The sequence below is a fragment of the Pseudomonas sp. D3-27 genome (genome assembly GCF_051132165.1).
Lineage (GTDB): Bacteria > Pseudomonadota > Gammaproteobacteria > Pseudomonadales > Pseudomonadaceae > Aquipseudomonas.
In genome coordinates this window covers 1910490-1935801 of the sequence record NZ_CP071667.1, presented here as the reverse complement: position 1 = coordinate 1935801, position 25312 = coordinate 1910490, and the positions used below count along the sequence as shown (strand labels likewise).

Genomic DNA, 25312 nt, shown 5'->3' with positions numbered 1-25312 from the left:
CCTAGGGGAGACTGCCGTGACCCGCACTGAGCGTCAACCGCTGGCCTAAACCGCTTCGTAACGACCTGTAAGGTCTGACAGTAGATAAACGCAGCCACTGACGATAGCTCGACGGTTCGATCGCAAAACCGCGACAAAAGTCTCGCCCCCCATCGCGAGCAGGCTCGCTCACACATTTTGATCTCTGGACTCTGATCCATTGTGGGAGCGAGCCTGTCGCGATGAGGCCGCGACAGGCATCACAGCACTACAACCCCTCCAACTCCGCCATCAGATCATTCAACCGGTCCACTTTCTCCTCGGTCATTTCGCTGGCTTGCAACCCCGCAATGTATTCAGCCAATTGCTCCACGGTGCTGCACTCGAACATCGCCCTGAGCGGCACGTTGCGTTGCAAGGCCTTCTGCACGCGGGAGGCAATTTGTGTCGCCAGCAAGGAGTGCCCGCCCAGCTCAAGGAAATTGTCCCGCGCCCCCACCCGCTCGACCTTCAACACTTCGGCCCAGATATCCGCCAGGGTCTGCTCCAGCGCATTGGCGGGCGCCTGGTAATCGTGGCCGTGCAACTGGCCGATTTCCAACGCCGGCAGCCCCTTGCGATCGAGCTTGCCGTTGGCATTGAGGGGCAAGCGGTCGAGCCACAGCCAGTGCAGCGGCACCATGTATTCGGGCAGCTCGCTGCGCAGGCGCTGTTTGATCCGATCCAGGCGTTCGCTCGGGCTGAGCGTCGAGTCGGCAGCAACCAGATAGCCCACCAGATGCTTGCCATTGACGCCCTCCTGCACCCCGACCGCCGCGTCGCGGACTTCGGGCTGCTCATGCAGCCGTGCTTCGATTTCCCCCAGTTCGATGCGGTAACCGCGGATCTTCACTTGATGATCTATGCGCCCGACGTATTCCAGCACGCCATCGCTGCGGCGGCGCGCCAGGTCGCCAGTGCGGTACAGCCGCTCGCCCGGTGCGCCGAACGGGTTGGGCACGAAGACCGGCGCCGTACGCAACGGATCGCTGACATAACCACGCCCCACTCCGGTGCCGGCGACGCACAACTCGCCCACCGCGCCCAATGGCACCAGTTCCAGCGCGCCGTCGAGCACGTACAAACGGTTGTTGTCGGTCGGCGTGCCGATGGGCAGGTAGGTGCCACGGGTCGAGGCCATGTCGACCCGGAAGAACGCCACGTCATCGGAACATTCCGCCGGTCCGTAGGCATTCACCAGGGCGATGTCGGGGTAACGCACCAGCCATTGATGGGCCAGCTCCGGTGGCATCGCTTCGCCGGTGGGCAGCATCCAGCGCAACCCATCCAGACCGGTGTGCTCTTGGGCGAGCATGCCCTGGATCAACGAAGGCACGCTTTCCAGCACGGTAATGCCCTGACGACCCACATGGTCCAACAGTCCTTGGGGATCGTGGGCGATGGCATTGGGCACGAGGTCCACCCGGGCGCCGAACAGCGGGGCGGTCAGGAACTGCCACACCGAAATATCGAAGCTCTGGGACGCGGTCTGGGCGATCACGTCCGTTTCATCCAGCGCCAGGTACGGCACTTTGCTGAGCTGGTTGTTGAGCATGCCGCGCTGCTGCACCATCACGCCTTTGGGCAAGCCGGTGGAGCCAGAGGTGTAGATCACATAGGCGAGGTTGTCCGGCCCGCTGTAAACGCCAGGATTGTCCACTGCCATATCACTGGCCTGGACGTCTTCCCAGACCAGCAGCTTCGGCCGCCCGGCACAGGCGAACTCTTCCAGCAAGGCCAACGCCTGTTCGCGACAAGCTCTCGTGCAGACCAGCAACGGCGTGCGGCTCAGCTCGATGATGCGGCTCAGGCGCTGGCTCGGCAGGCCTGGGTCCAGCGGCAGGTAACCGCCGCCGGCCTTGAAGCTGCCGATGATCATGCCCAGCAAGTCCAGGCCGCGCTCGGCCAGCAGCGCCACCGGCTGGTCGAGACCGACGCCCGCCTCGATCAGCCCATGACCGAGGCGGTTGCTGCGTACGTTCAACGCGGCGTAAGTCCAGCTGTCGTCCTGGCAACTGGCGGCAATGCGTTGCGGATGAGCCGCCACCCGGGCCTCGAACAGCTCCACGTAACTCTGCTCCAGCGGATAGGCACGTTCACTCTGGTTGCAGCCCTCGATGAGGAAAGTCTTTTCTTCAGACCCGATCAGCGCCAGCTCGGCCATGTCACCGTGGAAACCTTCGATCAACGCCAGCAGCAATCGCTTGAACTCACCCAGCAGCCCCTGGACCGTCGACTCATTGAAGTAACGCTGGTCGTAGGACAGGTGCAGTCCGAGATCGTCGCCCGGGTAACACACCGCCGTCAGCGGGAAGTTGGTGTGGGTGCGCCCTGAATCCGAGGTGGCGTTGAGGCTCTGGGCGCGGTCCAGCACCGAGACTTCCACCGGCGCGTTCTCGAACACGAACAGGCTGTCGAACAACGGCTGACCCTTGGGCAGTTCGCTGACCTCCTGGATGCTCACCAGCGGCAGGTATTCGTACTCGCGCAGTTGCATGTTGCTGTCCAGCAAACCGTTGAGCCATTGGCGCACGCTGCAACGCTGGTCATCCGACGGAATCTGCACTCGCAAGGCGACGCTGTTGATGAACAGCCCCACCGTGCGCTGCATGTGCGGCAGCTCCACCGGACGGCCGGCCACGGTGACGCCGAACAGCACGTCGCGATCGCCGCTGACCCTACGCAGCACCAAGGCCCACGCGGCCTGGGCGAAGGTGTTGACAGTCAGCTGATGGGCCTGGGCCAGCTCGCGCAAACGCGCACCGTCTCGAACGTCGAGCCGGGTGTAGCAATCGCCGACGACCATGCCGCCGCTGTCACCGGCGTGCTCGCGCAGGAACGGTCGATCCGCGGGGATCGGCGTGGTCCGCTCGAAGCCTTGCAGGTTCTTCTGCCACCACTGCCGGGCTTCGGCCAGGCTCTGGTGTTGCAGCCAACCGATGTAGTCGCGATAGCGCGGCGGCACGGCCAGGTGGGGCTCGCGCTGTTCGCCAAGGGCCGTGTAGATTTCGAAGAAATCGTCCATCAGCAGCGAACGGCACCACGCATCGATGAGGATGTGGTGGTTGCTCATCATGAACCAGTAACGCGCCGCGCCAACCCGGATCAAGCGCAAGTGGAACGGCGCCTCGTTCAACAGATCGAAACCGGCCTCCCGTTCGCTCTTGAGCAGCGCCTGGAGTTTGGGCTCCTGGGCGTCGTCGGGTACTTGCGTCCAGTCGAGGTATTGCACCGGCGTGCGGCCGGGTTTGTGGATGACCTGCAGCATGTCTTCACCGACATTCCAGCAGAACGAGGCGCGCAAGGCTTCGTGACGGGCGATCACCGCCTGCCAGGCTTGGGCGAAACGCTGAGGGTCGAGTTCACTGTTGATGCGGTAGCGGTCCTGCATGTAGTACAGGCCCGTGCCCGGTTCCAGCAAGGTGTGCAGCAGCATGCCTTCCTGCATCGGCGTCAGTGGGTAGACGTCTTCGATCTCCGCGGCCGGCACCGGCAGGTTGTCCAGTTGCGCCTGGGTCAGTTTCGCCAGCGGGAAGTCCGACGGCGTCAGGCCGCCCGCCTCGTCCGTCAGGCAGTGTTCGATCAAGTGCTGCAGTTCGTCGAGGTAAGCGTTGGCCAGCACGGCGATGCTCTGGCGGTCATGGCGCTCGGCACTGAAGGTCCAGCGCAGCGCCAGTTCGCCGCCGCTGACCTGGCAGTCGAGGCTCAGCTCGTTGGGCAGCGGAGCGTCGGGGTCGTGAATCGCGCCAAGCGGCTCGTCCAGCGGTCGGAACAGCGCGTCCTGGCCGAGGGCATGGTCGAGCTGGCCGAGGTAGTTGAAAGTGACCAACGCTTGCGGCAGGCCGGCCATCGCCTCGCGGGTGCCGCTGTCTGTCAGGTAACGCAGCACGCCATAGCCGAGGCCCTTATGGGGCACGGCGCGCAGTTGCTCCTTGATGGCTTTGATCGAGGTGCCGATATCATCGGACGATGGGCTCAGGCGCAGCGGATAGACACTGGTAAACCATCCAACGGTGCGAGTCAGGTCGATGTCATCGAACAGCGCCTCGCGACCATGACCTTCGAGCTGGACCAACGCCGAATCGTGATTGCTCCAACGGCACAGCACCCGGGCCAGCGCCGTGAGCAACAGGTCATTGACCTGGGTGCGGTAGGCACTGGGCGCCTGTTGCAGCAATTGCCGGGTGCGCTCGGCGTCCAGGCGCAGGCTGACGGTGTCGGCATGCCGTTCCTGCCGCCCGCCGTCGGGCCGCGCGCAAGGCAGTGTCACCTGCGGGCCACTTAACTGACCTTGCCACCAGCTCATTTCCTCGCGCAGGGATTCGCTACCGGCGTAGGCCCGCAAACGCGCGGCCCAATCACGCAAGGGGCTGGTCTTGGCTGGCAATTGCAGCGTTTGTCCGGCGACGCATTGGCGGTAAGCCGTTTGCAGATCGTCCATCAGCACCCGCCATGACACACCGTCCACCACCAGGTGGTGAATCGCGATCAGCAGGCGCTGCCGACCGTCCGGCAGCTGCGCCAGCACGGCCCGCAGCAGCGGCCCAGTCGCCAGTTCGAAGCCACGCTGAGCCTGGGCAAACACGGCTTCGCAGGCGTGCGGCGAGCCCACCGATACCGTCTCCAGCAGCGTTCCCTCGCACATTGGCTGATGCTCGGCGCGCCACTGACCGGCGCTGTTGCCAAAGCCCAGGCGCAAGGCGTCGTGCTGCTCGAAAACGGCGCGCAACGCTTGCTCCAGACCATCCGCTTCCAAGGGCGTGGTCGGCTCCAGCAACAACGCCTGGTTCCAATGTTCACGGTTGGGTATTTCGTTGGCCAAGAACCAGTGCTGGATCGGCGTCAACCCCGACTCACCGCTCAACAACCCTTGCTCGGCGCTCACCTGTTCGCTGCGAGTTGCGACCGCCGCCAGGGCCTGCACGGTCTGGTGCTGGAACAGGTCGCGTGGCGTGAAGTGGAGGCCCTGTTGCCGGGCCCGGCTGACGACCTGGATCGACAGGATCGAATCGCCGCCCAGCTCGAAGAAGTTGTCGTTGAGGCCGACCTGCTTCAGGTTCAGCACGTCGCACCAGATTGCCGCCAGCGCTTGCTCCAAGGCATTGCTCGGCGCCACGTATTGTTGGCGATTGAGCTCCGGATCCGGCATCGGCAAGGCGCGGCGGTCGAGCTTGCCGTTGGCGGTCAGCGGCATGCTCGCCAGCAGGATCAAGTGAGCGGGCACCATGTAGTCCGGCAGTTGCGCCTTGAGGTGGTTCTTCAGCGCTTCGCGCAGCGCCGCTTGCCCGGCGGCGTCCTGAGCGGCGATGTCGGTGGCCAGATAACCGGCCAGTTGCTTGCCGCCGGGCATGTCCAGGGCCAGTACCACGGCCTCGCGCACGGCATCGTGCTCCAACAAACGGTTTTCGATTTCGCCCAGCTCGATGCGGAAACCGCGAATCTTCACCTGATGGTCGATGCGTCCAAGGTACTCCACCTGGCCGTCGGCGCGCTGGCGCACCAAATCGCCAGTGCGATACAACCGTCCGCCATGGGCGGCAAACGGGTCGGCGACGAAACGCTCGGCGGTCATGCCCGGGCGCTGGTGATAACCCTGGGCCAGCCCGGCGCCGCCAACGTACAACTCACCGGTCGCGCCCTGCGGCACCAATGCCAGGTCGGCGTCGAGAATGTAGGCGACCCGAGCACCGATCACGCTGCCGATCGGCACGCTGCCGGCGCCCTCCTCCAGTCGCTCCGGGGCGAGGCTCGCCAGCGGCATGACCACGGTTTCGGTCGGGCCGTAGGCGTTGAAGAATAGATCCGGGCTGAATGAGGCGCGGATACGCTGCAAATGCTCGCCGGTCAGGGCCTCACCACCGGTGATGCACATGCGCACCGGCAGCGTCTGGCCCTGGGTCGCCAGCCATTGCGCCAATTGGCTCCCATAGCTGGGGGTGAAACCGAGGATATTGATGCGGTGTTGGCGAATCAGGCCGCAGATTTCCTCGGCATCCCACTGGCCCTGAGCGCGCAGCACCACGTGGGCCCCGCTGAGCAAGGGCACCAGCAAGCGCTCGGTGGCGGCGTCGAAATTGATCGAATAGAAATGCAGCTCGCAGTCTTCGGGGCGCATGCCGAAGCGCTGGATCACCGCCTGGCAATGCATGGCGATTTCGCCGTGGGACACCACCACACCCTTGGGTTTGCCGGTGGAGCCGGAGGTGTAGATCAAGTAAGCCTGGTGTTGCGGCAGATTGATCAGCCCTGGCGACTGGTCGGGGTAATCCGCCACGGCCGCGCTGTCGTCTTCCAGGCACCAGCGCTGCACGCCTTCCGGCAGTGGGCCTAGGGCCTGGAACATGGCCCGATCGCTGAGCAACAGACCGACGCCGCTGTCCTCGATCATGTAGAGCAAGCGGTCCAGCGGGTATTCCGGATCCAGCGGCACGTAGGCGCCACCCGCCTTGAGGATCGCCAGCAAGCCGACGACCATTTCCAGCGAGCGCTCCAGGGCCAGGCCCACGCGAACCTGAGGCCCGACACCACGTCCGCGCAACATCCAGGCCAGGCGATTGGCCCGGCGTTCGAGTTCGCCATAGGTCAGGGTCTGCTCGGCGAACGTCAGCGCCGGCGCGTCCGGGCGCACCCTGGCCTGTTCTTCGAACAATGAATGGATGCATCGATCCAGGCGATGCTCGCCCGGTTCTTCGCCCAGACTCTCGAGCAACTGCCGCTGTTCGCCGGCCTCCAGCAACGACAGCTCGCTCAGCCGCCGGGCCGGATCCACCAGCAGCGCTTCCAACAGGTTGCGCCAGTGCCCGGCCATGCGGGCAATGCGTGGCTCGTCGAACAAATCGGTGCTGTAGGTCAGGCAGCAACCCAGGCGCCGGTCCAGATCGGTGACTTCCAGGTTGAGGTCGAACTTGGTGGCCCGCGCATCGTTGACCAGATAGTCGACGCTCATGCCGGCCAGCGTGCGGCTTTGTTGGAATTCCCACCGCTGCACGTTGCACATCACCTGGAACAGCGGGTTGTACGCCGCGCTGCGCGGTGGCTGCAACGCTTCCACCAGATGATCGAACGGCAGGTCCTGGTGGGACTGGCCCTCGATCACGGTGTGGCGCACCTGCTCCAATAGCTCGCCAACGGACATCTGCCCGTCGAGTTGGCAACGCAGCACTTGGGTGTTGAGGAACGCGCCGATCAACCCTTCACTTTCCGGACGGATGCGGTTGGCCACCGGCGCGCCGATGCGCAGGTCGGTCTGGCCGCTGTAGCGATAGAGCAGCACGGCCAGGGCAGCGGTCATCGTCATGAAAAGGGTCAAGCCATGCTCGGCGTTGAAGGCACGAACCCGTGCGGCCAAGTCATCGCTGAGGTCGAAACGGAACAGTTCGCCGCGATGGCTTTGTACCGGCGGACGCGGGCGGTCCCCCGGCAATTCCAGCAAGGGATGTTCGCGGCCCAGCTGCGCGGTCCAGTAATCGAGTTGGCGTTGGCGCTCGCCGGATTCCAACCACTGGCGCTGCCAGGCGCTGTAGTCCAGGTACTGCACCGGCAACGGTTCCAGCGGCGACTCGCGATCATCGATAAAGGCTTCGTACAGCGCGCTTAGCTCCCGGGCGAAGATGTCCATCGCCCAGCCCTCGGTGACGATGTGATGCAGCGTCAGCACCAGGTAATGTTCGTGCTCGGCGGTCTTGACCAGGCAGGCCCGCAGCAGCGGCCCGATTTCCAGGTCAAAGGGCTCGTGAGCTTCGCTGTCGGCCAGTTGCTGCACCCGTTGCTGGCGAATGTCGGCGTCGAGCATGGAGAAGTCCTTCCAGTCCATGCGCAGGCCCGTCTCGTCGTGTACGTGCTGGCGAGGCACGCCGTCGACGCTCGGGAACGTGGTGCGCAAGGTTTCATGGCGCAGGATCAACGCCTGCAACGCCGCTTCGAAGCGCCCGACATCCAGCACCCCCCTCAGCCGCGCCATGCCACCGACGTTGTAGGCCGGGCTATGCGGTTCCATCTGCCAGAGGAACCACATGCGTTGCTGGGAATAGGACAACGGCACCGGTTGGCTGCGGTCGACTTTCTCGATCGGCGGCTGGCGGTTGGTCCGGCCGCTGGCCTGGATCAACCGCACTTGCTCGGCGAACGCTCCCAGCTCACTGGCCTCGAACAACGCACGCAACGGCAGCTCGACATCGCAGGCCTGGCGCGTACGGGAAATGATCTGGGTCGCCAGCAACGAATGGCCGCCCAGGGCGAAAAAATCGTCCCTCAAGCCGACGCGGGCAAGGCCCAGCACGTCGCGCCAGATCGCGGCGATCTGCTGTTCGAGAGCGCTGGCCGGTTCGACGTGTTCGCGCACCTGCCATTGCGGCTCGGGCAAGGCACGACGGTCGAGCTTGCCGCTCGGGCTCAGGGGCATGGCGTCCAGGCGCAGCAGTTGGGCGGGCACCATGTAGTCAGGCAGCTCACTGGCAAGGGCGCTCTTCAAGCGCGCGGCCTGGGCGATATCGTCTTCATCAAGGACTGCTGCGGTGTAATAGCCGATCAACTGCGGACCGGCCGCCGTATCGCGCACCAGCACCGCCGCCTGGGCGACGCCGTCCTGGGCCAGCAACCGCGCCTCGATTTCCTGAGGTTCGACGCGGAAACCGCGCAGCTTCACCTGCTGATCGAGGCGGCCGAGGTATTCGATGACGCCGTCGGCACCCCAGCGCGCTCGGTCCCCGGTCCGGTAGAGCCGCGCGCCCGCCAGCCCTTGGGGGTCGGCGACGAAGCGCTCCGCGGTCAACCCGGGGCGCCCGAGGTAACCCCGGGCCAGGCCCAGTCCACCGATGCACAGCTCACCCGGCACGCCGGCGGGCACGGGATTGAGTTCACTGTCGAGGATGCGGCACAGCACGTTAGCCAAGGGCCGGCCGATGGGCGAGCGCTCGCCATCGTCTGCGGTGCAGTGCCAATGAGTGACGTTGATCGCGGTTTCGGTCGGGCCATAACGGTTGTGCAATTGCGCCGCCGGCAATTGCGCCAGCACCCGGTTACGCAATTCGGCTGGCAAGGCTTCGCCCCCGGAGAAAATCCGCCGCAGGCTGGTGCAACGGGCACTCAACGGCTCGTCGATAAACAGGCTGAGCAACGGCGGGACGAAATGCAGCGTGGTTACGCCAAAGTGCTCGACCAATTGAGCGATGCGGTGCGGGTCGCGGTGTTCCCCCGGACCGGCCAGGACCAATCGGCTGCCGGTGATCAGCGGCCAGAAGCACTCCCACACCGACACGTCGAAACTGATCGGCGCCTTTTGCATCAACACGTCGGTTTCATCCAGCTCATAGGCGGCCTGCATCCACTGCAAGCGTTCAGCCAGGGCCGCGTGGGTATTGCCGACACCCTTGGGTTGGCCGGTCGAGCCGGAGGTGTAGATCACGTAGACCAGATGATCGCCGTGCAGGTGCAACCGCGGCGGGTTGCTCGGCCATTGCTCCAGGTGCAGCGCATCCATGGCGATGACGCTGACGCCCTCGCAGGCCGGCAAGCGTTCGAGCAGCGCGGTTTGGGTCAGCAGCAGATCGACGCCGCTGTCGTGGAGCATGTAGACCAGGCGTTCGCTCGGGTAATCGACATCCAGCGGCACGTAGGCGCCACCTGCCTTGATGATCGCCAGCACGCCAACAAGCAATTGCGGCGAGCGCTCGGCGGCAATCGCCACGCACACGTCCGGGCCCACGCCTTTGTCCCGAAGATAATGAGCCAGCCGATTGGCCTGGGCGTGCAGTTCAGCGTAGTCCAGCGAGCCGCCATCCCACTGCAATGCCCTGCGTTGCGGTGTGAGCCGGGCCTGGTCATTAAGCAGTTCCGGGAGCCATTGCGTGGCGGGCGCGCAGGGTGCCGCCGCCCAACGCTGCTGCTGGGCGAGTTCATCGGCGCTCAACAACGGCAAATCGCCCAGGGCCTGCTGCGGATCAGCGCAGACCGCCCGCAGCAAACTGCAAAAGTGCTCGGCCAGGCGCGCGATGGTTGCCGCCTCGAACAACTCGTCTGCGTAGTCGAACGACAGTGTCAGCCGACCGTTGCGGTCTTCTTCGCTGTGCAACTGCAGGTCGAACTTGGCCTCGCGGCTGTGCCATGGCAACTCATCCGCCAACAGTCCCGGCAGACGCCGCAACGCGCCGAGGTCGCGCTGCTGGTGGTTGAACATCACCTGGAACAGACCTTGGTCGCGAGCCTGGGGAAAGGCTTCCAACAGCTGTTCGAAGGGCAGGTCCTGATGGGCCTGGGCGGCGAGCGTCGCCTCCCGGGCCTGGGCCAGCAGCGCGGCGAAGGGTTGACGCGAATCGGTTTGCGCACGCAGCACCTGAGTGTTGATGAAAAAACCGATCAAGCCTTGGGTTTCCAGGCGCGGGCGGTTGGCGTTGGGTACGCCGACGCGAATGTCGGACTGACCGGTGTAGCGCTGCAACAAGGCCTGGAACGCCGCCAGCAACAGCATGAACACCGTCGCGTCATGGGCCTGGGCGATCTGGCGCAGAGCATCACTGAGTGACTTGTCCACGCGCAGGCTATGGCGCGAGGCGCTGCGACGCAGTTGGGCACTGCGCGGGTGGTCGGTGCCCAGCGCCAGGGTCGGGTGCTCGTCGCCCAACTGCTGTTTCCAATACGCCAGTTGGCGATCGGCTTCGCCCTGGGCAAGCCATTGCCGTTGCCAACTGCCGTAGTCGGCGTATTGCAGCGGCAACGGCGCCAGCGCGGCGATTTGTCCTTGGGACGCTGCGGCGTACAGTCGCGAGAATTCTTCGATCAAGACATTCATCGACCAGCCATCGGCAATGATGTGGTGCATCGTCACCAACAGCAGGTGATCGTCTTCCGCCAGGCGCAGCAAGGCGACCCGCAGCAGCGGGCCTTTTTCCAAGTCGAATTGAGTGGCTGCTTCGTCTTCGCGGATACGCTGGGCCTGGGCTTCGCGTTGATCGGTGGCCACGTCGCTGAGGTCGATCACCTGGAGATTGAACTCGCCGGCCGGATCGATCCGCTGCAGGGCCACGCCGTCGCGCTCCAGGAACCGTGTGCGCAAGGATTCATGGCGCTCGGTCAATTGTTGGAGGCTGGCGCGCAGCGCTTGTTCGTCCAACTCACCGCGCAGGCGCAGAGCGCCGGGGATGTTGTAGGCGCGGCTGGCAGGGTCCAGCTGCCAAGTCAGCCACAAACGGTTCTGGGCCAGGGACTGCGGCAGGGCTTCATCGCGCGCCAACGCTTTGATGGCGCCTTGGGCCTGGCCGCCGTCCTGTTGCAGATTTGCCACTGCCGTCGCGAACGCGTCCAGGGTCGGCGCTTCGAAGAGCAGGCGCAGGTTGAGTTCCAGACCAAGCACTTCACGCAGCCGCGCAATGACTTGGGTGGCTGCGATGGAATTGCCGCCCAACAGGAAAAAATGATCGTCGCCACGAACCCGCTCAACATGTAGCTGCTCGCACCAGAGGCGGCCGATCAGTTCTTGCAGCTCGGATGATGGCGCGGTTTCATCGCCGGTTTCAGCCTTGGCCGAGGGGAACCGTGCATAGCTGTCGAGGCTGGCGTCCGCCAACCGGGCGCGGCACGCCGAACGTTGCAGTTTGCCGCTGGACGTCTTGGGCAGCGCCCCCGGGTTGAGCAACACCACCACGCTCGGCGCTTGCTGGCAGGCGTCGGCCACGGCCTGGCGAATCGCGTTGATCAAGGCGTCGGGGGGCAGGATCTTCTGCACGCTGCGGCTGATTTCAGCAGCGATGCCGATGCCTTCCTCGCCCGCCTCATCGACGGCGAAGGCGGCAACCCGTCCTTTGCGCACCACTTCCACTTCCCGTTCGATGGTTTGCTCGATGTCCTGGGGGTAGAGGTTGTGCCCGCGCACGATCAGCATGTCCTTCAGGCGGCCGGTGATGTACAGCTCGCCTTCGCGCATAAAACCCAGGTCGCCGGTGCGCAGCCAAGTGCGGCCGTCATGCTGGACGAAGGTCTTGGCGCTGGCCTCGGGGTTGCGCCAGTAACCGTGGGCGATGCTCGGGCCGGCGGCCCAGACCTCGCCCACCTGGCTGTCGGCCAGCGGTTGCAGGGTGTTGGGTTCGACGATCAGCACCGCATGATCCGGCTGGCTCACGCCACAACTCATCACCGCGCAGCCCTGCCCCGGCTCGGCACGGTTTTGCGTCAAGGCTGCATCGTCCATGCGCATCGATGGGATGCCTCGGCCACGTGGCGTGCCGGCCACGAACAACGTCGCCTCGGCGAGCCCGTAGGAGGCCATGAAACGGTCGGCCGTGAAGCCGCACGCGGCAAATTTCCCGGCAAAGCGCTCCAGGCTATCGAGGCGGATCGGCTCGGAGCCGGAATAGGCCACGCGCCAGCCACTCAGGTCGAGGCGGCTCAGGGCGGACTCACTGACCCGTTCGCTGCACAATCGATAGGCGAAGTCCGGGCCGCCGCTGATGGTGCCGCCGTACTCGCTGATCGCTTCGAGCCAACGCAACGGCCGGGCGAGGAAATAGGCCGGCGACATCAGCACGCAAGGCACGCCGCTGAAGATCGGCTGTAGCAAGCCGCCAATCAGGCCCATGTCGTGGTAAAGCGGCAGCCAGCTGACGATGACATCGTCGGGGTTCACATCGATGCCGAAGCCACGGCGGATCAACAGTTCATTGGCGACCAGGTTGCCGTGGCTGACCTGCACGCCCTTTGGCAAGGCGGTGGAACCGGAGGTGTATTGCAGGAAAGCGATGTCATCGCGTTGCAGCTGCGGCGCTTGCCATTGCTCGGCGCGGGTCGGATCGAGCGTATCGACGCACAGCACCGGCGGTGCCGATTCGATGGCTTGCAAGGTGTCGCGCAGGTCAGCGGTGGTCAGCAACAGCCGCGGCTCGGCATCGGCGATGATCGACAGCAAGCGCTCCTGATGATGCCGACGGGAGGATTCCGGCGGATAGGCCGGTACGGCGATCACGCCGGCATACAGGCAACCGAAGAATGCCGCGACATAATCCGGGCCGCTGGGGAACAACAGCACCGCTCGATCAGCGAATCGGGCCTCGGCCTGCAAGGCGGCGGCGATGGTCCGGGCGCGTTGATCCAGGTCGCGATAACTCAACACCACGCCCTGCTCCGGGGTATCGGCCAGGAAGCGCAAGGCCACCTGATCCGGGGTCAACGCGGCGCGGCGCTGGAGTGCGTGAGCCAGGGTGCGGGGAAGTTCGAACGCGTCGGTCATGGGGGGTTCCTGCCTGAAATTCGGCTTGCAAGTGGTCACCCATGGGGACGGATAACACCGGCAAATAATTAGTCGGCAACCTTGTCCTCACGCGGGTGGCAGAACTGCAGGCCATCACGCGCCGCGACAACGGGTCGCAGCTATCGGGCTGGACTTCCTTTCATCAATAATTCTTCTTCTCAATTGACAATAATTATCATTACGCCTAATTTGGCCGTCGATGTGTAGGACATGTCCGCCGGACCGGTCGTCCTGCTAACTATTTGCAGCAAGGTGAATTCCATGACGGAACAAGTATCCACAAGCAGGTGCGACTCACCGCTACTCCAGGCATTCGTCGATAACCGAACCATCCTGGTCAAGATCGCAGCGCGTATCACGGGCTGCCGTTCCCGGGCCGAAGATGTGGTCCAGGATGCGTTTTTCCGGTTGCAGTCGGCGCCCCAGATCACCTCGTCCTTCAAGGCCCAGCTCAGTTATCTGTTCCAGATCGTGCGCAACCTGGCCATCGATCATTACCGCAAGCAAGCGCTGGAACAGAAATACTCGGGGCCGGAAGAGGAAGGGCTGAACGTGGTGATCCTGGGTGCTTCGCCGGAAACGTCTCACATCAACTTCTCCACGCTCGAGCACATTGCCGAGGCCCTGACCGAGTTGCCGAGCCGCACCCGCTATGCCTTCGAGATGTATCGCCTGCACGGCGTGCCGCAGAAAGACATCGCCAAGGAGCTGGGGGTCTCGCCGACGTTGGTGAACTTCATGATCCGCGATGCCCTGGTACATTGCCGCAAGGTGTCCGGGGTGCGTGGAGATACCTTCGCTCGGCGGTGATTCCGCGGGGCTGACCGAGCAAGCTCACTCCCACGCAAGCGTCGTCGCAGTGCATGTGGGAGCGAGCTTGCTCGCGATGGGGCCTTGAGAATTGCGGTGAGATTTACATCAACGAACACCGGTCAAAAAACCGCTCGCGCCCCAGGATCATCAGCGCCGCTCGCTTGTGCGGAAAGTCGAATTCCTTTTCGCAGTGGAAACACTGGTTGTGCAGATGCCCGATCATGCGGGCGTTGTCGGCCCGGGGCTCGGCCACCACGCGCTGGGTGCGCGGATCGTCCAGAAACAGATAGTGCACCAATGCCGACAGCCAGCTGGCGACCTTATGCGGGCCACGGTGTTGTTCCTCGCCCACCAACATGTGAATGCCACGGTCATAATCGTTGGCCTGGTAGAACGGCGCGATTCGATCCTCCTTGGCCCAGTAGGCCTCGAAATAGGCGAATGGCTCGTCGCTGAAACAGCCGATCAGCGTCAAGACCCGAGGGTCGTGCTGCAAGTTGCCCAGGTACTCCCGGTGCTGCTCCAGGCTACCCTCCTCCTGCCAGAAGCTGGCGACCCGAGGGCTGTTCTGCCAACGATTGAAACGCGTCAGGTCCTGCTCGATTTCAAGGGTTCGCAAGGACACCCAGGCACCCAGACGCGCGTCGAAACGCCGATACACCTCGCCCCGAGGCTTGATGGGCCGGCGAGGATGACGCTTGCCATCGGTGATGATCATCTGTTGCGGATAACTGCCACTGAACGACTCCCCCAGCCAGGGCTGCGGCAGTTGCCAGAACAGCGTACGTTCGCATGCGTATTCGTTGGGTTGCGCGGTGCCCACCAGCAGGCCGCTGAGCAACGCTTCACCAGGACGCTCGGCAAGATGCCAGACCAGGCACTGGCAGCCCGGATCCCGGGTAAACAGCCAATAGCAGGCCGCCCAAAGCGCCGGCCCCACCGGGCGCCCGTTGGTTTCCTGCAAATGCACGTGCAAGGGCGCGCCTCGTTCCAGGCGCAGCCGGATCAGCGGCGCGCCTTCGAGCATCAGGCTCAGGTGACGTTCGGTTTCATCGGCGCCCAGGCAGCGACCGCCGGGCAAGGGCAGCGTCGCTGCAGGATTGAGGTCTGGCATTGAAGGCTCACGTATTCGTCGGTAGTCAACGTGTGACGTGAGCCGGAAGGGGAAATTTAGTGTCGCCTCAGTGGCGAGGGGTCGACACGAGCTCGATCTGGTAGGGCTTGAAAATCTCCAACAGCTGCCCGCTGTCTCTCAACTTGCCCAGCAATTGCCCAAACGCCTCCCCGGAGATCGGCGCCTGGGGTCGCAGCAGCGCGAAATGGTGATAAATCTGGTCGATACGCTCGGACACGAGCAGTTGCGGAGCGACTTGAGGATTGCGCAGCAGATAGTCGCTGAGGTACGAACGGGTCACCAGCGCAACGTCCGCGCGCCCACGCAAGACCATTTGCAGATTGCTGTCATGGGAATACGTCAGCGTGGCGTTGAACTGGCCGATCAGGAACTTGGGATCGGCATTGAACTCGGCAAAAGCGTAGTGATAACCGCTGAACAGAGCCAGCCGCTTGGCCCGCAGGTCCGCGAAATAGCTCTGCTGGCGGTCAGGCAAACGCTGGGTCACGAAGATCTCCGCATCCTCCAGGCCCATGTCCACCGTGGTATGCGGCACATCCTGCCAACCCCAGTCAGGGTTTTCGAAGATGGCCATGTCGATCCGGCCTTGCTTGAAATCATTGAAGCGCCGCGGGATCGAGGTAGGGACGAGCACAAACTGGTAATCGGCCTGGGCGCGATTCAACGCCTCGACCAGTTCCGGTAGCAGGCCGGTGTCCGCACCTTTTTCGGGTCGAACGGTATAGGGCGGAAAATGTGCCGCACCGATCCGGACCAGCTGCGCCGCCTCGACGGGCAACATCCATAGCAAGGCCAGAGCAGCCAGAACGCGCGAGGTCACCCCCATCGGCGAAAACGTCAAGATAACCACTCCCCCAGAAGTCCGTTCAATATGTTCACGCTAGGCGGTTTCAGGCGCTTGGCCAGCCGCTGGTTTATCGTTTTCTTGCAATACCAGAATCAGCGCCTGGTCAGCCAATTGATCAAGGCTCAGGCTACCTCCGGCGCGAAACCAGGTGGAGGTCCAGGACAATGCACCTGTCAGGAAACGTCGGGTAACGAATACGTCCCCGCGAATATACCCGGCCTCCTTGGCCTCTCCCAGGACTTCAAGCCACACACGTTCGTAGATATCACGCAAGGCCAGCACTTGCCGCTGCCCTTCCTCGGACAAAGAGCGCCATTCGTAGACCAGCACCGCCATCGCCTCGCCGTTTTCCCCCGTGATCGATTGCAATTCACAGCGGATCAACGCCAGCACCCGCTCGCGAATGCTGCCGCCCTCTGCCAGGGCTGCCCGCATCATCGCGGTGTTGTAGCGGACGGTCTCTTCCATCACCGCCCACAGGATTTCGTCCTTGCTTTTGAAGTGATGAAAAATACTGCCCGACTGAATGCCCACGGCACTGGCCAGATCCCGCACCGTGGTGCGCTCGAAGCCTTTGTTGCGGAACAAATGGGCGGCGGTCTGGAGCAGTTTGCCGCGAGCGCTGTCCGGATCGGTCAGTTGCCCGGCGTCGACCAGCTCACGCATCACGTCCAAGGCTTTTTGCTCGTTCACCTACTTTGCTCCTCAGTCGAACGATCAATGCGCGGCCACTCTCAGAATCGCAGTGACACGGCAATTTAAGCTGGCCGGGGCAACCAAGCAAGCGCTCGGGCGCAAGAACCTGCGCTCGGTCCTTCGTGTCGGCGCCTCACGATAGGGCTAGGCGCAAGCGCCGGGTTTGACTACGCTCAAACCCATCAGCACGTCGATACCGGGAACTCTGCAATGCCTCACTGGCTGGTGATTGATCTGGAGGCCACCACCGATGAAGGTGGCTGGCCGGTAACCGAAATGGAAATTATCGAAATCGGCGCGACCCTGGTGAATCGAGACGGCCGGGAAATCGATCATTTCCAGCGGTTCGTACGGCCGCTGAGGCGACCGCTGCTCACCCCTTTCTGTCGCTCGCTGACCCACATCAGCCAGGCCAACATCGACAGTGCCGGGCCTCTGACCGAGGTCTGGCCGGCGTTCGAACATTGGCTGGCGCCCTACCACCCCAACCTGGAAGGCTGGGTCAGTTGGGGCGACTACGATCGCAAGCAGCTGCTTCAGGAATGGCAGCAACAGCGATTGCACAGCCTCCTCGGCCAAGTGCCGCACATGAACCTCAAGCAACGTTTCGCCAAGGCCCGCCGGTTGGAACGACCGTTGGGGCTCAATAGCGCGCTGCAACTGGCCGGGCTGCAATTTTGCGGACAACAGCACCGCGCGCTCGAGGACGCCCGCAATACAGCGCGACTATTGCCTCTGGTGCTGACGGGCTGACCCGGCGTAGCAGATGACGGCCCGTGTGGCCTTGTGCATACTGGCCGGCCTTTTTCAGCCCTTTCTCGAGGAATCGCCCATGTTCAAAGTCAACGAGTACTTCGACGGCACCGTCAAGTCGATCGCGTTCGGCACTGCCGAAGGCCCCGCGACCATCGGCGTCATGGCACCGGGCGAATACGAATTCGGCACCGCCCAGCGGGAAATCATGCACGTCGTTTCCGGCGCCCTGACCGTGAAACTGCCTGACAGCACCGACTGGGAAACCTTCGCGGCCGGCAGCCAGTTCAACGTCCCGGCCAACAGCAAGTTCCAGCTCAAGGTCGCCGTCGACACGGCTTACCTGTGCGAATATCGCGGCTGAGTCGGACCGTAGCAAGGGCGCTTGCCCCACGGCAAAAGCGATTGCGTGGTAAATGAAATGCCCGTGTCCAACGACACGGGCATTTTTTATTCCAGCACTTCGACCGGCATGCCCACTTCCAGGCTGCCATTACCGTCATTGACCAGGTTCTGCCCGAACATCGCACCGTCCGGGGTCGAACGGTACTGCAGCAACGTCGCGAAAGGCTCGCGCTGCGGATCGCGCTGCGGATCGCGCTCACCGGTCTGCGGATCGATCGTGGTCATGATGCAGCGCGAGCACGGCTTGACCACGCGCAACTCAATATCGCCGATACGGATACGCTTCCAACCATCTTCGGCGAACGCCTCGCTGCCCTCGACCACCAGGTTCGGACGGAAACGCAGCATTTCCAGCGGGCGACCTACCCTGCCAGACAGGTCCTGCAATGAGGCCTGGCCGATCAACAGCAAGGGAAAACCGTCGGCGAAGGCCACCTTGTCATCGTCCTTGCCATACCCGGCGGCTGTGGTGCGGGCCAACTCCACTGGCACATGCACGAGCCGGGTAGGATTGCCGATGAACGCGCTGACCCAGGCAGCCGCCTCGTCGCCCGCATCCGGCACGCGCAACGTGTCGCGCCAGATGATCACGCCGCGCCGCTGTTCTTCGTGGGCAGGCGGCAACGGCACTTCGATGACGCCATGGCCCGGCGCACTGAGCGTCAGGCCACCCGCCTCGTTCCACAGCGCCGAAAGCTGGCTCATTTTCGCCACGGCTCGCTGGGTCAGGAACCGTCCGCTGGCCTCATCTACCAGCATCCAGCGACGATCACCGTCGAGCCCGAGCTTGTCCAGGCCAATCCCTTGGACCTGCTGCCCCTTGCCGGACTTCAACGGATAACGGTAAAGCGCACTCAGCCGCAACATGATCGACGTTCCTGGTGGCGAAAAAACGCAACCTTATACGAGCCGGTCGATGAAACAAACCCGGATTGGCTTCAGTCGAGCATCAACCGTTGGCGTACTACATCAACGAGCTTGTCCGGCTGGAATTTGGAGAGGAAATTGTCACAGCCGACCTTCTTGACCATCGAGTCGTTGAAGCTACCGGACAGCGAGGTGTGCAGCACCACATAGAGCCCACGCAGCCGCGGGTCGTTACGGATTTCGGTGGTCAGGCGATAGCCGTCCATCTCTGGCATTTCCGCGTCGGTGAAGATCATCAGCAACTTGTCAGTCATCACCTCGCCGGAATCAGCCCAGGCCTTGAGCATGTTCAACGCCTTCAAGCCGTCGCTGGCGATGTGCATCTTCACGCCCAACTGGCCCAAGGTATCGCGCAACTGGGAGAGCGCTACGTTGGAATCGTCCACCAGCAAGACTTCGCGACCACGGGCGCGCTCCAGCACCGGGTCTTCGAGTTTGTCTCGGGAAACCTTGGCGTTGTAGGGGACGATCTCCGCCAGGACCTTCTCCACGTCGATGATTTCCACCAACTGATCGTCCACCTTGCTGATGGCCGTCAGGTAATGCTCGCGGCCGGCGCTGGTCGGCGGTGGCAGGATGGCTTCCCAGTTCATGTTGACGATGCGGTCCACGCCCCCCACCAGGAACGCCTGGACCGAGCGGTTGTACTCGGTGACGATGATGGTGCTGTTCGGCCCGGGCACGAGCGGACGCATGCCGATGGCCTGGGACAGATCAATGACTGGCAACGTCTGGCCCCGCAGGTTGACCACGCCGCAGACGAAAGGATGGCGCTGGGGCATCAAGGTCAGCTTCGGCAGTTGCAACACTTCCTGGACCTTGAACACGTTAATGGCAAACAATTGCCGCCCTGCCAGGCGAAACATGAGAATTTCCAGGCGATTCTCACCCACCAGTTGGGTTCGCTGATCTACTGTGTCGAGAATGCCGGCCATCGATGACTCCTGGGCTTGTTCGGATGAATCTTGTAAAGGCTTATCGGCTGCCGGGGCCGGATCTTGACCCCGACACAAAATACTCCCCTCGGGGATTGATGTCACATTAACATCATGTTTTACTGGCGTTCCGTTTTCATCCGTTATTTTTTCGCTGCGCGACTCCGGTTTGCGCACGAAGTTCCCCTGCCTAAGGGATTCCCCTAGGCACAATCAGGTCCAACCTGATATTCGCGCTATCCAATAGCCATTAATGTGACGCCATTCTCATTGCTGAACGGAGTCAGGCTTTTGTGCGCCATCGCAGGACACCGAACCTCAAGCCTTTCGGCCGATCCCGCCCGTGCAATCGTTTGCGAACAGCAGCCCTTTGCCGGATCGCATGGGCGCGCCGGGCGTATTGGTTCGTTGTCGGCCATGAGATCCAACCGTTCGCCACGCGCGATTTACTTTTCGCCTGACATGATGTTGTGGAGATAAGCATGCCGAACGATCGCAAGAATTGGAGCCAGCGCCTTCCTGAGTTCCTGGTCGAAGCCGAGACCCTCTTGGCCAAGTCAGAGGAATGCCTGAGCCACCTGCAATTGATCAGCAACGATAAAGACGCCATTGATTGCATGCTCAGCACGCTGCTGAAGCTGGCAAACAAGGCCGATGCGCTGGCGCTGGAGGCCGTTTCGGAGTTTTCGCTGCATATCCACGGCTTGCTCAGCCATGCGCAGGACATGGAACTGCATGAGCAGGCCCTGGTCGCGCTCAAGGATTGTTTCACGCTCATGGCCTGGCAGCTGGAGCTGGTCGACCACACCACCGGAAAACTGGGCCTGGACAACAGCGAACAGACGTCGCTGATCGAAGCCTTCGCCTTCCAGGTGGGTCAGAGCCCTTGTCAGGCGTTACAACCACCGCGCCCGCTGGCATTGGTGCCCTACGCCCAGAAACAAGCATGAAGCTGCCTGTCGCTGCCTGGTGCCATGTGCCCGGCGCACGGAGCTTTCGGGCCGCCAAGCCGAGCGCGACCAACGATATTTGAAGTGGTACTATGTCTCGCGTCGCTCGCTTCAACCAGCCGCCGCCAACTGAAGCAATCCCCGACCTGAAACGTTTACCCGACCCGGCCCGTCAGATGCGCTGACCGGCTTGCCCGCAGCGAACACCCATTGGCTCCATCCGCTATGTACGCCAGCTTCAAGTCATTCATTTCCTGGCCACCTTCCCGAGAAAACGCCCGCCGGTTCACGCTGTTGCTGTGCATCTGCTCGACCCTCGGTTGTCTGTTGGCTTACCTGTCGGCCCTCACGGTGCCGTTGAGCTTGCTGGTACTGAATGTCGCAGCCCTTGCCTGTGTCTGGATCCAGTATCGGTTGTCACGAAAATCCATCAAATTCCAGCCGCAGGAACTCGCTGACCGGCTGCTTGAGGTCCAGGAAAACGAGCGCCATCGCCTCAGTCGCGAACTGCACGACGACATTGGCCAATTGCTGACAGCGGCAAAACTGCAGAGCGAATGGCTCAAGCGTCGCATGCCGCAAGAGCTGCAAGGCCAATGCTCCGTGCTCAGCGAGACGCTGGAAGAAACGTTGAACAAGGTGCGCGACGTGTCGGCGATCCTCAATCCAAGGCAACTGACCAGCCTGGGACTCGAAGCCAGCCTGCGCGCGCATCTGCTCAAGACCCTGGCTAATACCCCCGTAAACTGGAGCCTGGATTGCCAGCAACGCATGACGGGTATCCCGGAAGAAATGACAGTGGCGGCTTTTCGGATCACACAGGAAGCGGTCACCAACATCCTGCGCCACGCCCAGGCAAAAAACCTGCTGGTACGCCTGCAACGACTGCCCGAAGGGCTGACGCTGCTCATCAGCGACGACGGCCGGGGCTTTGTCCCCGCCATCCATCCCGCCCGCGAAGGGCAACGCGGCATGGCCGGCATGTCGGAACGGGTCGAACAACTGGGCGGCGCCCTGAAGGTAACCAGCGAGGCCGGCAAAGGCACGCATATCGAAGCTCGCTTTCCCTGGGCGCCTCGCACCCTGGAACGGGCCAGCAAGAATAAGGTTCTCCATTGACTTGTAATTTGCTTCTGGTAGATGACCATTCGCTGATCAGGGCCGGTGTGCGCGCCCTGGTCCTCGACCTGCCTGGCTACGCCGTGGTCGGCGAAGCCAATGACGGCGCCCAACTGTTGGAGCTGGTAGAACGACTGAACCCCGATATCGTGCTGCTGGATATTTCCATGAAAGACACCAGCGGCCTGCAAGCCTTGCAACAGCTCAAGCAGGTCCGCCCCCAGAGCAAGGTGTTGATCCTGTCAATGCACACAGACCCAGAGGTGATCATGCAGGCGCTGGAGTCCGGAGCCCATGGCTATCTGCTCAAGGACGCCACTCCCACCGAGCTGGAGCACGCCCTGGAAGCGCTGCGCAACAACGAACGCTACCTGAGCCCGGCCATCGCCCATACCGTGATCAACCAGGCACTGACCCGGGTGCAGAAACAGCCGCCCCATCCTGCCCCGACCCATAACCTGACGGCGCGTCAGCTGGAGATCCTGCGGTTGATCGTGCGTGGCAAGTCCACCCGGGAAATCGCCAACGGCTTGAGCCTGAGCATCAAGACCGTGGAAACCCACCGCGCCCAGATCATGAAACGCCTGCAAATCCATGACGTGGCGGGCCTGGTGCTGTTTGCGGTGCGCGAGCAGATCATCAGCCTGGACGATTGAGCAATCCGGGGGATCCCAATAGCGGCGAGTCCACCGGCAGATGCACCCGCAGTGCCTTGGGACGCAAGGTAAAACGCAGATTATCGACCTGTAGTGGTTCGCCATCCAGATTGATATCCAGTCCCTGGGCTACCTTGATTTCCACCCAGGGCAAGCGTGCCCGCACGAACATGTTGTCGATACCCAGGCCACCGGCCAGCAGGTCCTTCAGCGTGCTCACCACCTCCTGCGGCGCCGGCAGGATACTGATATCAAGCAGCCCGTCATCGGCCAACGCCTCCGGACACAACATGTGCCCCCCGCCGGCCTGCCGGCCATTGCCTATCCCCAGCGCCAGCAGATCGCCGCGCCATTGGAAACCAGGCCCTTGCAGTTCGCCATAGGCTGCACTCAGCTCACCGAACCTTGAAAGGCCGGTGAACAGATAGGCGGCCCCGCCGAGAATTTTCTTCAAGTCTTCCGAGGTGTTCGCTGTTACCTGGCTACCGAAGCCGCCCGTGGCCATGTTAAGGAAAATCCGCCCGCCGACCTCACCCAGATCGACCGCCCGAGGCTCAACCTCCAGCAAGTCCAGGGCCCGCTCCGGCTCCAGCGGGACACCGGCGGCCCGGGAAAAATCGTTGGCCGTGCCCAGCGGCAGCAATACCAGGCTGGCATCGCCAGAGTGCTGGGCAATGGCCTCGGCAATATCGCGCAAGGTCCCGTCGCCGCCACCGGCAATCAACTGGGTATAACCGGCCGCCAGTGCTTCCTCCACACATCGCCGGGCATCACCAGCTTCCCAAGTCAACCGGACCGCGAGGTCCCAACCCTGTTTGCGCTTGAGCATCACTGCGGCGCGAACCTCTTCGTTGAGCGCTTGCTTGCCATGCAGGATCAATAGCGCCTTGCCTTTGCTCATTGTTGTCTCCGTCATTGGAAAGAAGGTTCAGGAAATGGGACCGCTCATTCACTGGAAAAAGCCCAGCCTCCTTCAATTTATATGAAAAAGCATGGCGTTCGGGCCGATGCCACGAAGGTGGGGACAGCCTTCCCATGGCTTTTTCTTATTCAAAGAATTTTCTTACAAGACGTGGCGAATCAGCTCAATTGACCCCCTGGGCATATTGAGACACCTTGGCATTCTGTTGCGTTTAACCGGCAAACGATCATTTAGACAAGGATGTGTCACCCATGGATGGATATGTCACGGCCCGTAGAGGCCCGCTGAATCGCTCGATTAATCATGGCCACAGGGAAGGAACGTCCTATGCGCAGCCATGAATGCAAGGTGTCGCCCCGCCACTTCGTATCCTTCGGGAGCGAGCGGGCCGACGCCAAAAACGAAGGCAAAAGTTGCAGTAATCCCGCTGGAGGAATTGATTTGGAACCGCGCGTCGTTGAACTGGAAACCCACCTCAAGTACATCCGCAGGGACATGGATGAAATTCGTACCGACGTCAAGGCGGTTCGCCACCGACTTGCCTATCTGGCAGGCGCGGCGGCGGTGGTGGTCGGCCTGCTGGGGTGGGTCGCGAACAGCCGTTTCGATCAACTGGTGATGCTACTGTCGCGATGAAGGCAAAACCGCAACGGCCCGAGCCCAGCTCAGGCCGTCACCAATGAATGCGATGCAGGACTAACCCAGCACCTCGCTCAAAGGAATGAAGCCCACTTCATCGCCTTCGACCAACGTCCGCTCTTCGAGGACCTCGACCAGTCCGTCGGCCCAAGCTGCGCTGCGCAGGACTCCCGAACTCTGGTTGCGATAGATGATTGCTCGACCATTTTCGATGCGGCCTCGCAAGTATTCGCGCCGGCTGCCAGCCTTCGGCCAGGCGAAACCGGCCGGCACCTTGAACTTGAGGGGGGCCACTGACTGAACGCCCTGGCGTCGCAACAGATAAGGCCGAGCCAACAACGCGAAGGTCACCAGCGTCGAAGCAGGGTTCCCGGGCAGGCCTATGACCGGCACGTCGCGAAAATGCCCAAATGTCAGGGGTTTTCCCGGCTTGATGGCAAGTTTCCACAGCGTCAGCTCGCCTTCCTCACGAAGGGCGATGCCCAGGAAGTCAGCCTCCCCCACCGATACACCGCCAGTCGACAGGATCAGGTCGACATCCGACAGTTGGGCCAGGCATTTGCGGGTAGTGGGCAGGTCATCGGGCAGGATACCTGCATCGATAACCTCGCACCCCAGGCGTTGCAGCCAACCACAGAGCAACACGCGATTGCTGTTGTAGATCTGGCCCGGCCCAAGGGGCTGGCCAGGCTCCACCAATTCATCGCCCGTGGACAGGACCGCAACGCGCACCCTGCGCACGACTTCCAACGATGCACATCCCAGGGAGGCCGCCAGCCCAAGCTCAATCGGGCCCAGGCGGGTGCCGGCACAAAGCACCCGTTCGCCAACGGTCGTTTCCTGCCCTTGAGGGCGGATATTCTGCCCGATCGCCAGGGGCTGGATGAACCGCACCCGCTGGTCATCCTCAAGCTCGACGTTTTCCTGCATCTCGACGCAATCGGCGCCGACCGGAATCGGCGCACCAGTGAAGATCCGCGCGCAGGTTCCCGCGACCAGGGGCTCCGGAGCCTGCCCGGCGAAAATCCGCTGGCTGACCACCAGTGGCTCGCCGCGCCAATCGGCCAGGCGTAACGCGTAGCCGTCCATGGCACTGTTGGGCCAAGGCGGCAGGTCGAGCGTCGCCACCAGATCTTCGGCGAGGATCCGCCCCTGCGCTTGCGCCAGTGAAACCCGCTCACGCTCGACGATTGGCGAAGCCGCCGCGCTCTGGAGCAAGCGCTCCAGCGCGACTTCGACGGCCATCAAGGCACCGGTCTT

The 25312-nt window shown here is 62.8% G+C and carries 15 protein-coding genes; 7 read left to right on the top strand and 8 right to left on the bottom strand.

Annotated elements, in window-relative coordinates; translation table 11 throughout:
• Positions 1–247: 247 nt before the first annotated feature.
• Positions 248–13234, bottom strand: a complete 12987-nt coding sequence (locus J3P92_RS09035; protein WP_434650453.1) for a non-ribosomal peptide synthetase — start codon at positions 13232–13234, stop codon at positions 248–250.
• Positions 13235–13516: 282 nt separating this feature from the next.
• On the opposite strand from J3P92_RS09035, the gene J3P92_RS09030 reads away from it, so the two are divergent.
• A complete protein-coding gene (locus tag J3P92_RS09030; protein WP_434650451.1) occupies positions 13517–14065 on the top strand; it encodes an RNA polymerase factor sigma-70 in 549 nt (182 codons plus the stop codon).
• A 103-nt stretch (positions 14066–14168) separates the two neighbouring features.
• On the opposite strand, the gene J3P92_RS09025 is transcribed toward J3P92_RS09030, so the two are convergent.
• From J3P92_RS09025 to J3P92_RS09015, 3 genes are all read right to left on the bottom strand, one after another.
• Positions 14169–15182 carry a GNAT family N-acetyltransferase gene (locus J3P92_RS09025; protein WP_434650449.1) on the bottom strand — a complete coding sequence of 338 codons (1014 nt, stop codon included), beginning with the start codon at positions 15180–15182 and terminating at the stop codon, positions 14169–14171.
• Positions 15183–15249: 67 nt separating this feature from the next.
• Complete coding sequence (locus J3P92_RS09020; protein ID WP_420764837.1) at positions 15250–16029, bottom strand: substrate-binding periplasmic protein; 780 nt, start codon at positions 16027–16029, stop codon at positions 15250–15252.
• 54 nt (positions 16030–16083) lie between these two features.
• The gene (locus J3P92_RS09015; RefSeq protein ID WP_434610455.1) at positions 16084–16743 is read right to left on the bottom strand and encodes a TetR/AcrR family transcriptional regulator; all 660 of its coding nucleotides are present in this window, start codon (positions 16741–16743) and stop codon (positions 16084–16086) included.
• Positions 16744–16956: 213 nt separating this feature from the next.
• On the opposite strand from J3P92_RS09015, the gene J3P92_RS09010 reads away from it, so the two are divergent.
• Both J3P92_RS09010 and J3P92_RS09005 read left to right on the top strand, forming a co-directional pair.
• Positions 16957–17499, top strand: coding sequence for an exonuclease domain-containing protein (locus tag J3P92_RS09010; RefSeq protein WP_434563176.1), 543 nt, complete (start codon positions 16957–16959; stop codon positions 17497–17499).
• Positions 17500–17578: 79 nt separating this feature from the next.
• A complete protein-coding gene (locus tag J3P92_RS09005; protein ID WP_003183665.1) occupies positions 17579–17863 on the top strand; it encodes a pyrimidine/purine nucleoside phosphorylase in 285 nt (94 codons plus the stop codon).
• Between the two features lie 86 nt (positions 17864–17949).
• Here the strand turns inward: J3P92_RS09005 and J3P92_RS09000 are convergent, their stop codons facing one another.
• Together J3P92_RS09000 and J3P92_RS08995 are read right to left on the bottom strand one after the other, a co-directional pair.
• The gene (locus J3P92_RS09000; protein WP_434650447.1) at positions 17950–18771 is read right to left on the bottom strand and encodes an MOSC domain-containing protein; all 822 of its coding nucleotides are present in this window, start codon (positions 18769–18771) and stop codon (positions 17950–17952) included.
• 71 nt (positions 18772–18842) lie between these two features.
• The gene (locus J3P92_RS08995) at positions 18843–19766 is read right to left on the bottom strand and encodes a chemotaxis protein CheV (protein ID WP_039588994.1); all 924 of its coding nucleotides are present in this window, start codon (positions 19764–19766) and stop codon (positions 18843–18845) included.
• A 482-nt stretch (positions 19767–20248) separates the two neighbouring features.
• Between J3P92_RS08995 and J3P92_RS08990 the strand changes: the two genes are divergently transcribed.
• The 3 genes from J3P92_RS08990 to J3P92_RS08980 all read left to right on the top strand — a co-directional run bounded on the left by J3P92_RS08990 (position 20249) and on the right by J3P92_RS08980 (position 22491).
• On the top strand, positions 20249–20716 hold the full coding sequence (locus tag J3P92_RS08990) for a hypothetical protein (RefSeq protein WP_420764767.1): 468 nt from the start codon (positions 20249–20251) through the stop codon (positions 20714–20716).
• Between the two features lie 225 nt (positions 20717–20941).
• Complete coding sequence (locus J3P92_RS08985) at positions 20942–21835, top strand: sensor histidine kinase (protein WP_434564091.1); 894 nt, start codon at positions 20942–20944, stop codon at positions 21833–21835.
• Complete coding sequence (locus tag J3P92_RS08980) at positions 21832–22491, top strand: response regulator (RefSeq protein ID WP_420764768.1); 660 nt, start codon at positions 21832–21834, stop codon at positions 22489–22491. Before J3P92_RS08985 ends, J3P92_RS08980 begins: the two co-directional genes overlap by 4 nt.
• On the opposite strand, the gene yegS is transcribed toward J3P92_RS08980, so the two are convergent.
• On the bottom strand, positions 22475–23392 hold the full coding sequence (yegS, locus tag J3P92_RS08975) for a lipid kinase YegS (protein ID WP_434650445.1): 918 nt from the start codon (positions 23390–23392) through the stop codon (positions 22475–22477). The genes J3P92_RS08980 and yegS overlap by 17 nt on opposite strands.
• Before the next feature lie 348 nt (positions 23393–23740).
• Between yegS and J3P92_RS08970 the strand changes: the two genes are divergently transcribed.
• Positions 23741–24049, top strand: coding sequence for a hypothetical protein (locus tag J3P92_RS08970; RefSeq protein WP_434563170.1), 309 nt, complete (start codon positions 23741–23743; stop codon positions 24047–24049).
• Between the two features lie 60 nt (positions 24050–24109).
• Here J3P92_RS08970 and J3P92_RS08965 read toward each other — a convergent pair whose 3' ends face one another.
• Positions 24110–25297 carry a molybdopterin molybdotransferase MoeA gene (locus J3P92_RS08965; protein ID WP_420764839.1) on the bottom strand — a complete coding sequence of 396 codons (1188 nt, stop codon included), beginning with the start codon at positions 25295–25297 and terminating at the stop codon, positions 24110–24112.
• Between the last annotated feature and the right edge of the window lie 15 nt (positions 25298–25312).

What these genes read in the sequence shown, in the direction of transcription:
- J3P92_RS09035 (WP_434650453.1), bottom strand. Translation starts at nt 13,234, where the DNA reads ATGACCGACGCGTTCGAACTTCCCCGCACCCTGGCTCACGCACTCCAG.
- J3P92_RS09030 (WP_434650451.1), top strand. Translation starts at nt 13,517, where the DNA reads ATGACGGAACAAGTATCCACAAGCAGGTGCGACTCACCGCTACTCCAG.
- J3P92_RS09025 (WP_434650449.1), bottom strand. Translation starts at nt 15,182, where the DNA reads ATGCCAGACCTCAATCCTGCAGCGACGCTGCCCTTGCCCGGCGGTCGC.
- J3P92_RS09020 (WP_420764837.1), bottom strand. Translation starts at nt 16,029, where the DNA reads ATGGGGGTGACCTCGCGCGTTCTGGCTGCTCTGGCCTTGCTATGGATG.
- J3P92_RS09010 (WP_434563176.1), top strand. Translation starts at nt 16,957, where the DNA reads ATGCCTCACTGGCTGGTGATTGATCTGGAGGCCACCACCGATGAAGGT.
- J3P92_RS09005 (WP_003183665.1), top strand. Translation starts at nt 17,579, where the DNA reads ATGTTCAAAGTCAACGAGTACTTCGACGGCACCGTCAAGTCGATCGCG.
- J3P92_RS09000 (WP_434650447.1), bottom strand. Translation starts at nt 18,771, where the DNA reads ATGTTGCGGCTGAGTGCGCTTTACCGTTATCCGTTGAAGTCCGGCAAG.
- J3P92_RS08995 (WP_039588994.1), bottom strand. Translation starts at nt 19,766, where the DNA reads ATGGCCGGCATTCTCGACACAGTAGATCAGCGAACCCAACTGGTGGGT.
- J3P92_RS08990 (WP_420764767.1), top strand. Translation starts at nt 20,249, where the DNA reads ATGCCGAACGATCGCAAGAATTGGAGCCAGCGCCTTCCTGAGTTCCTG.
- J3P92_RS08985 (WP_434564091.1), top strand. Translation starts at nt 20,942, where the DNA reads ATGTACGCCAGCTTCAAGTCATTCATTTCCTGGCCACCTTCCCGAGAA.
- yegS (WP_434650445.1), bottom strand. Translation starts at nt 23,392, where the DNA reads ATGAGCAAAGGCAAGGCGCTATTGATCCTGCATGGCAAGCAAGCGCTC.
- J3P92_RS08970 (WP_434563170.1), top strand. Translation starts at nt 23,741, where the DNA reads ATGCGCAGCCATGAATGCAAGGTGTCGCCCCGCCACTTCGTATCCTTC.
- J3P92_RS08965 (WP_420764839.1), bottom strand. Translation starts at nt 25,297, where the DNA reads ATGGCCGTCGAAGTCGCGCTGGAGCGCTTGCTCCAGAGCGCGGCGGCT.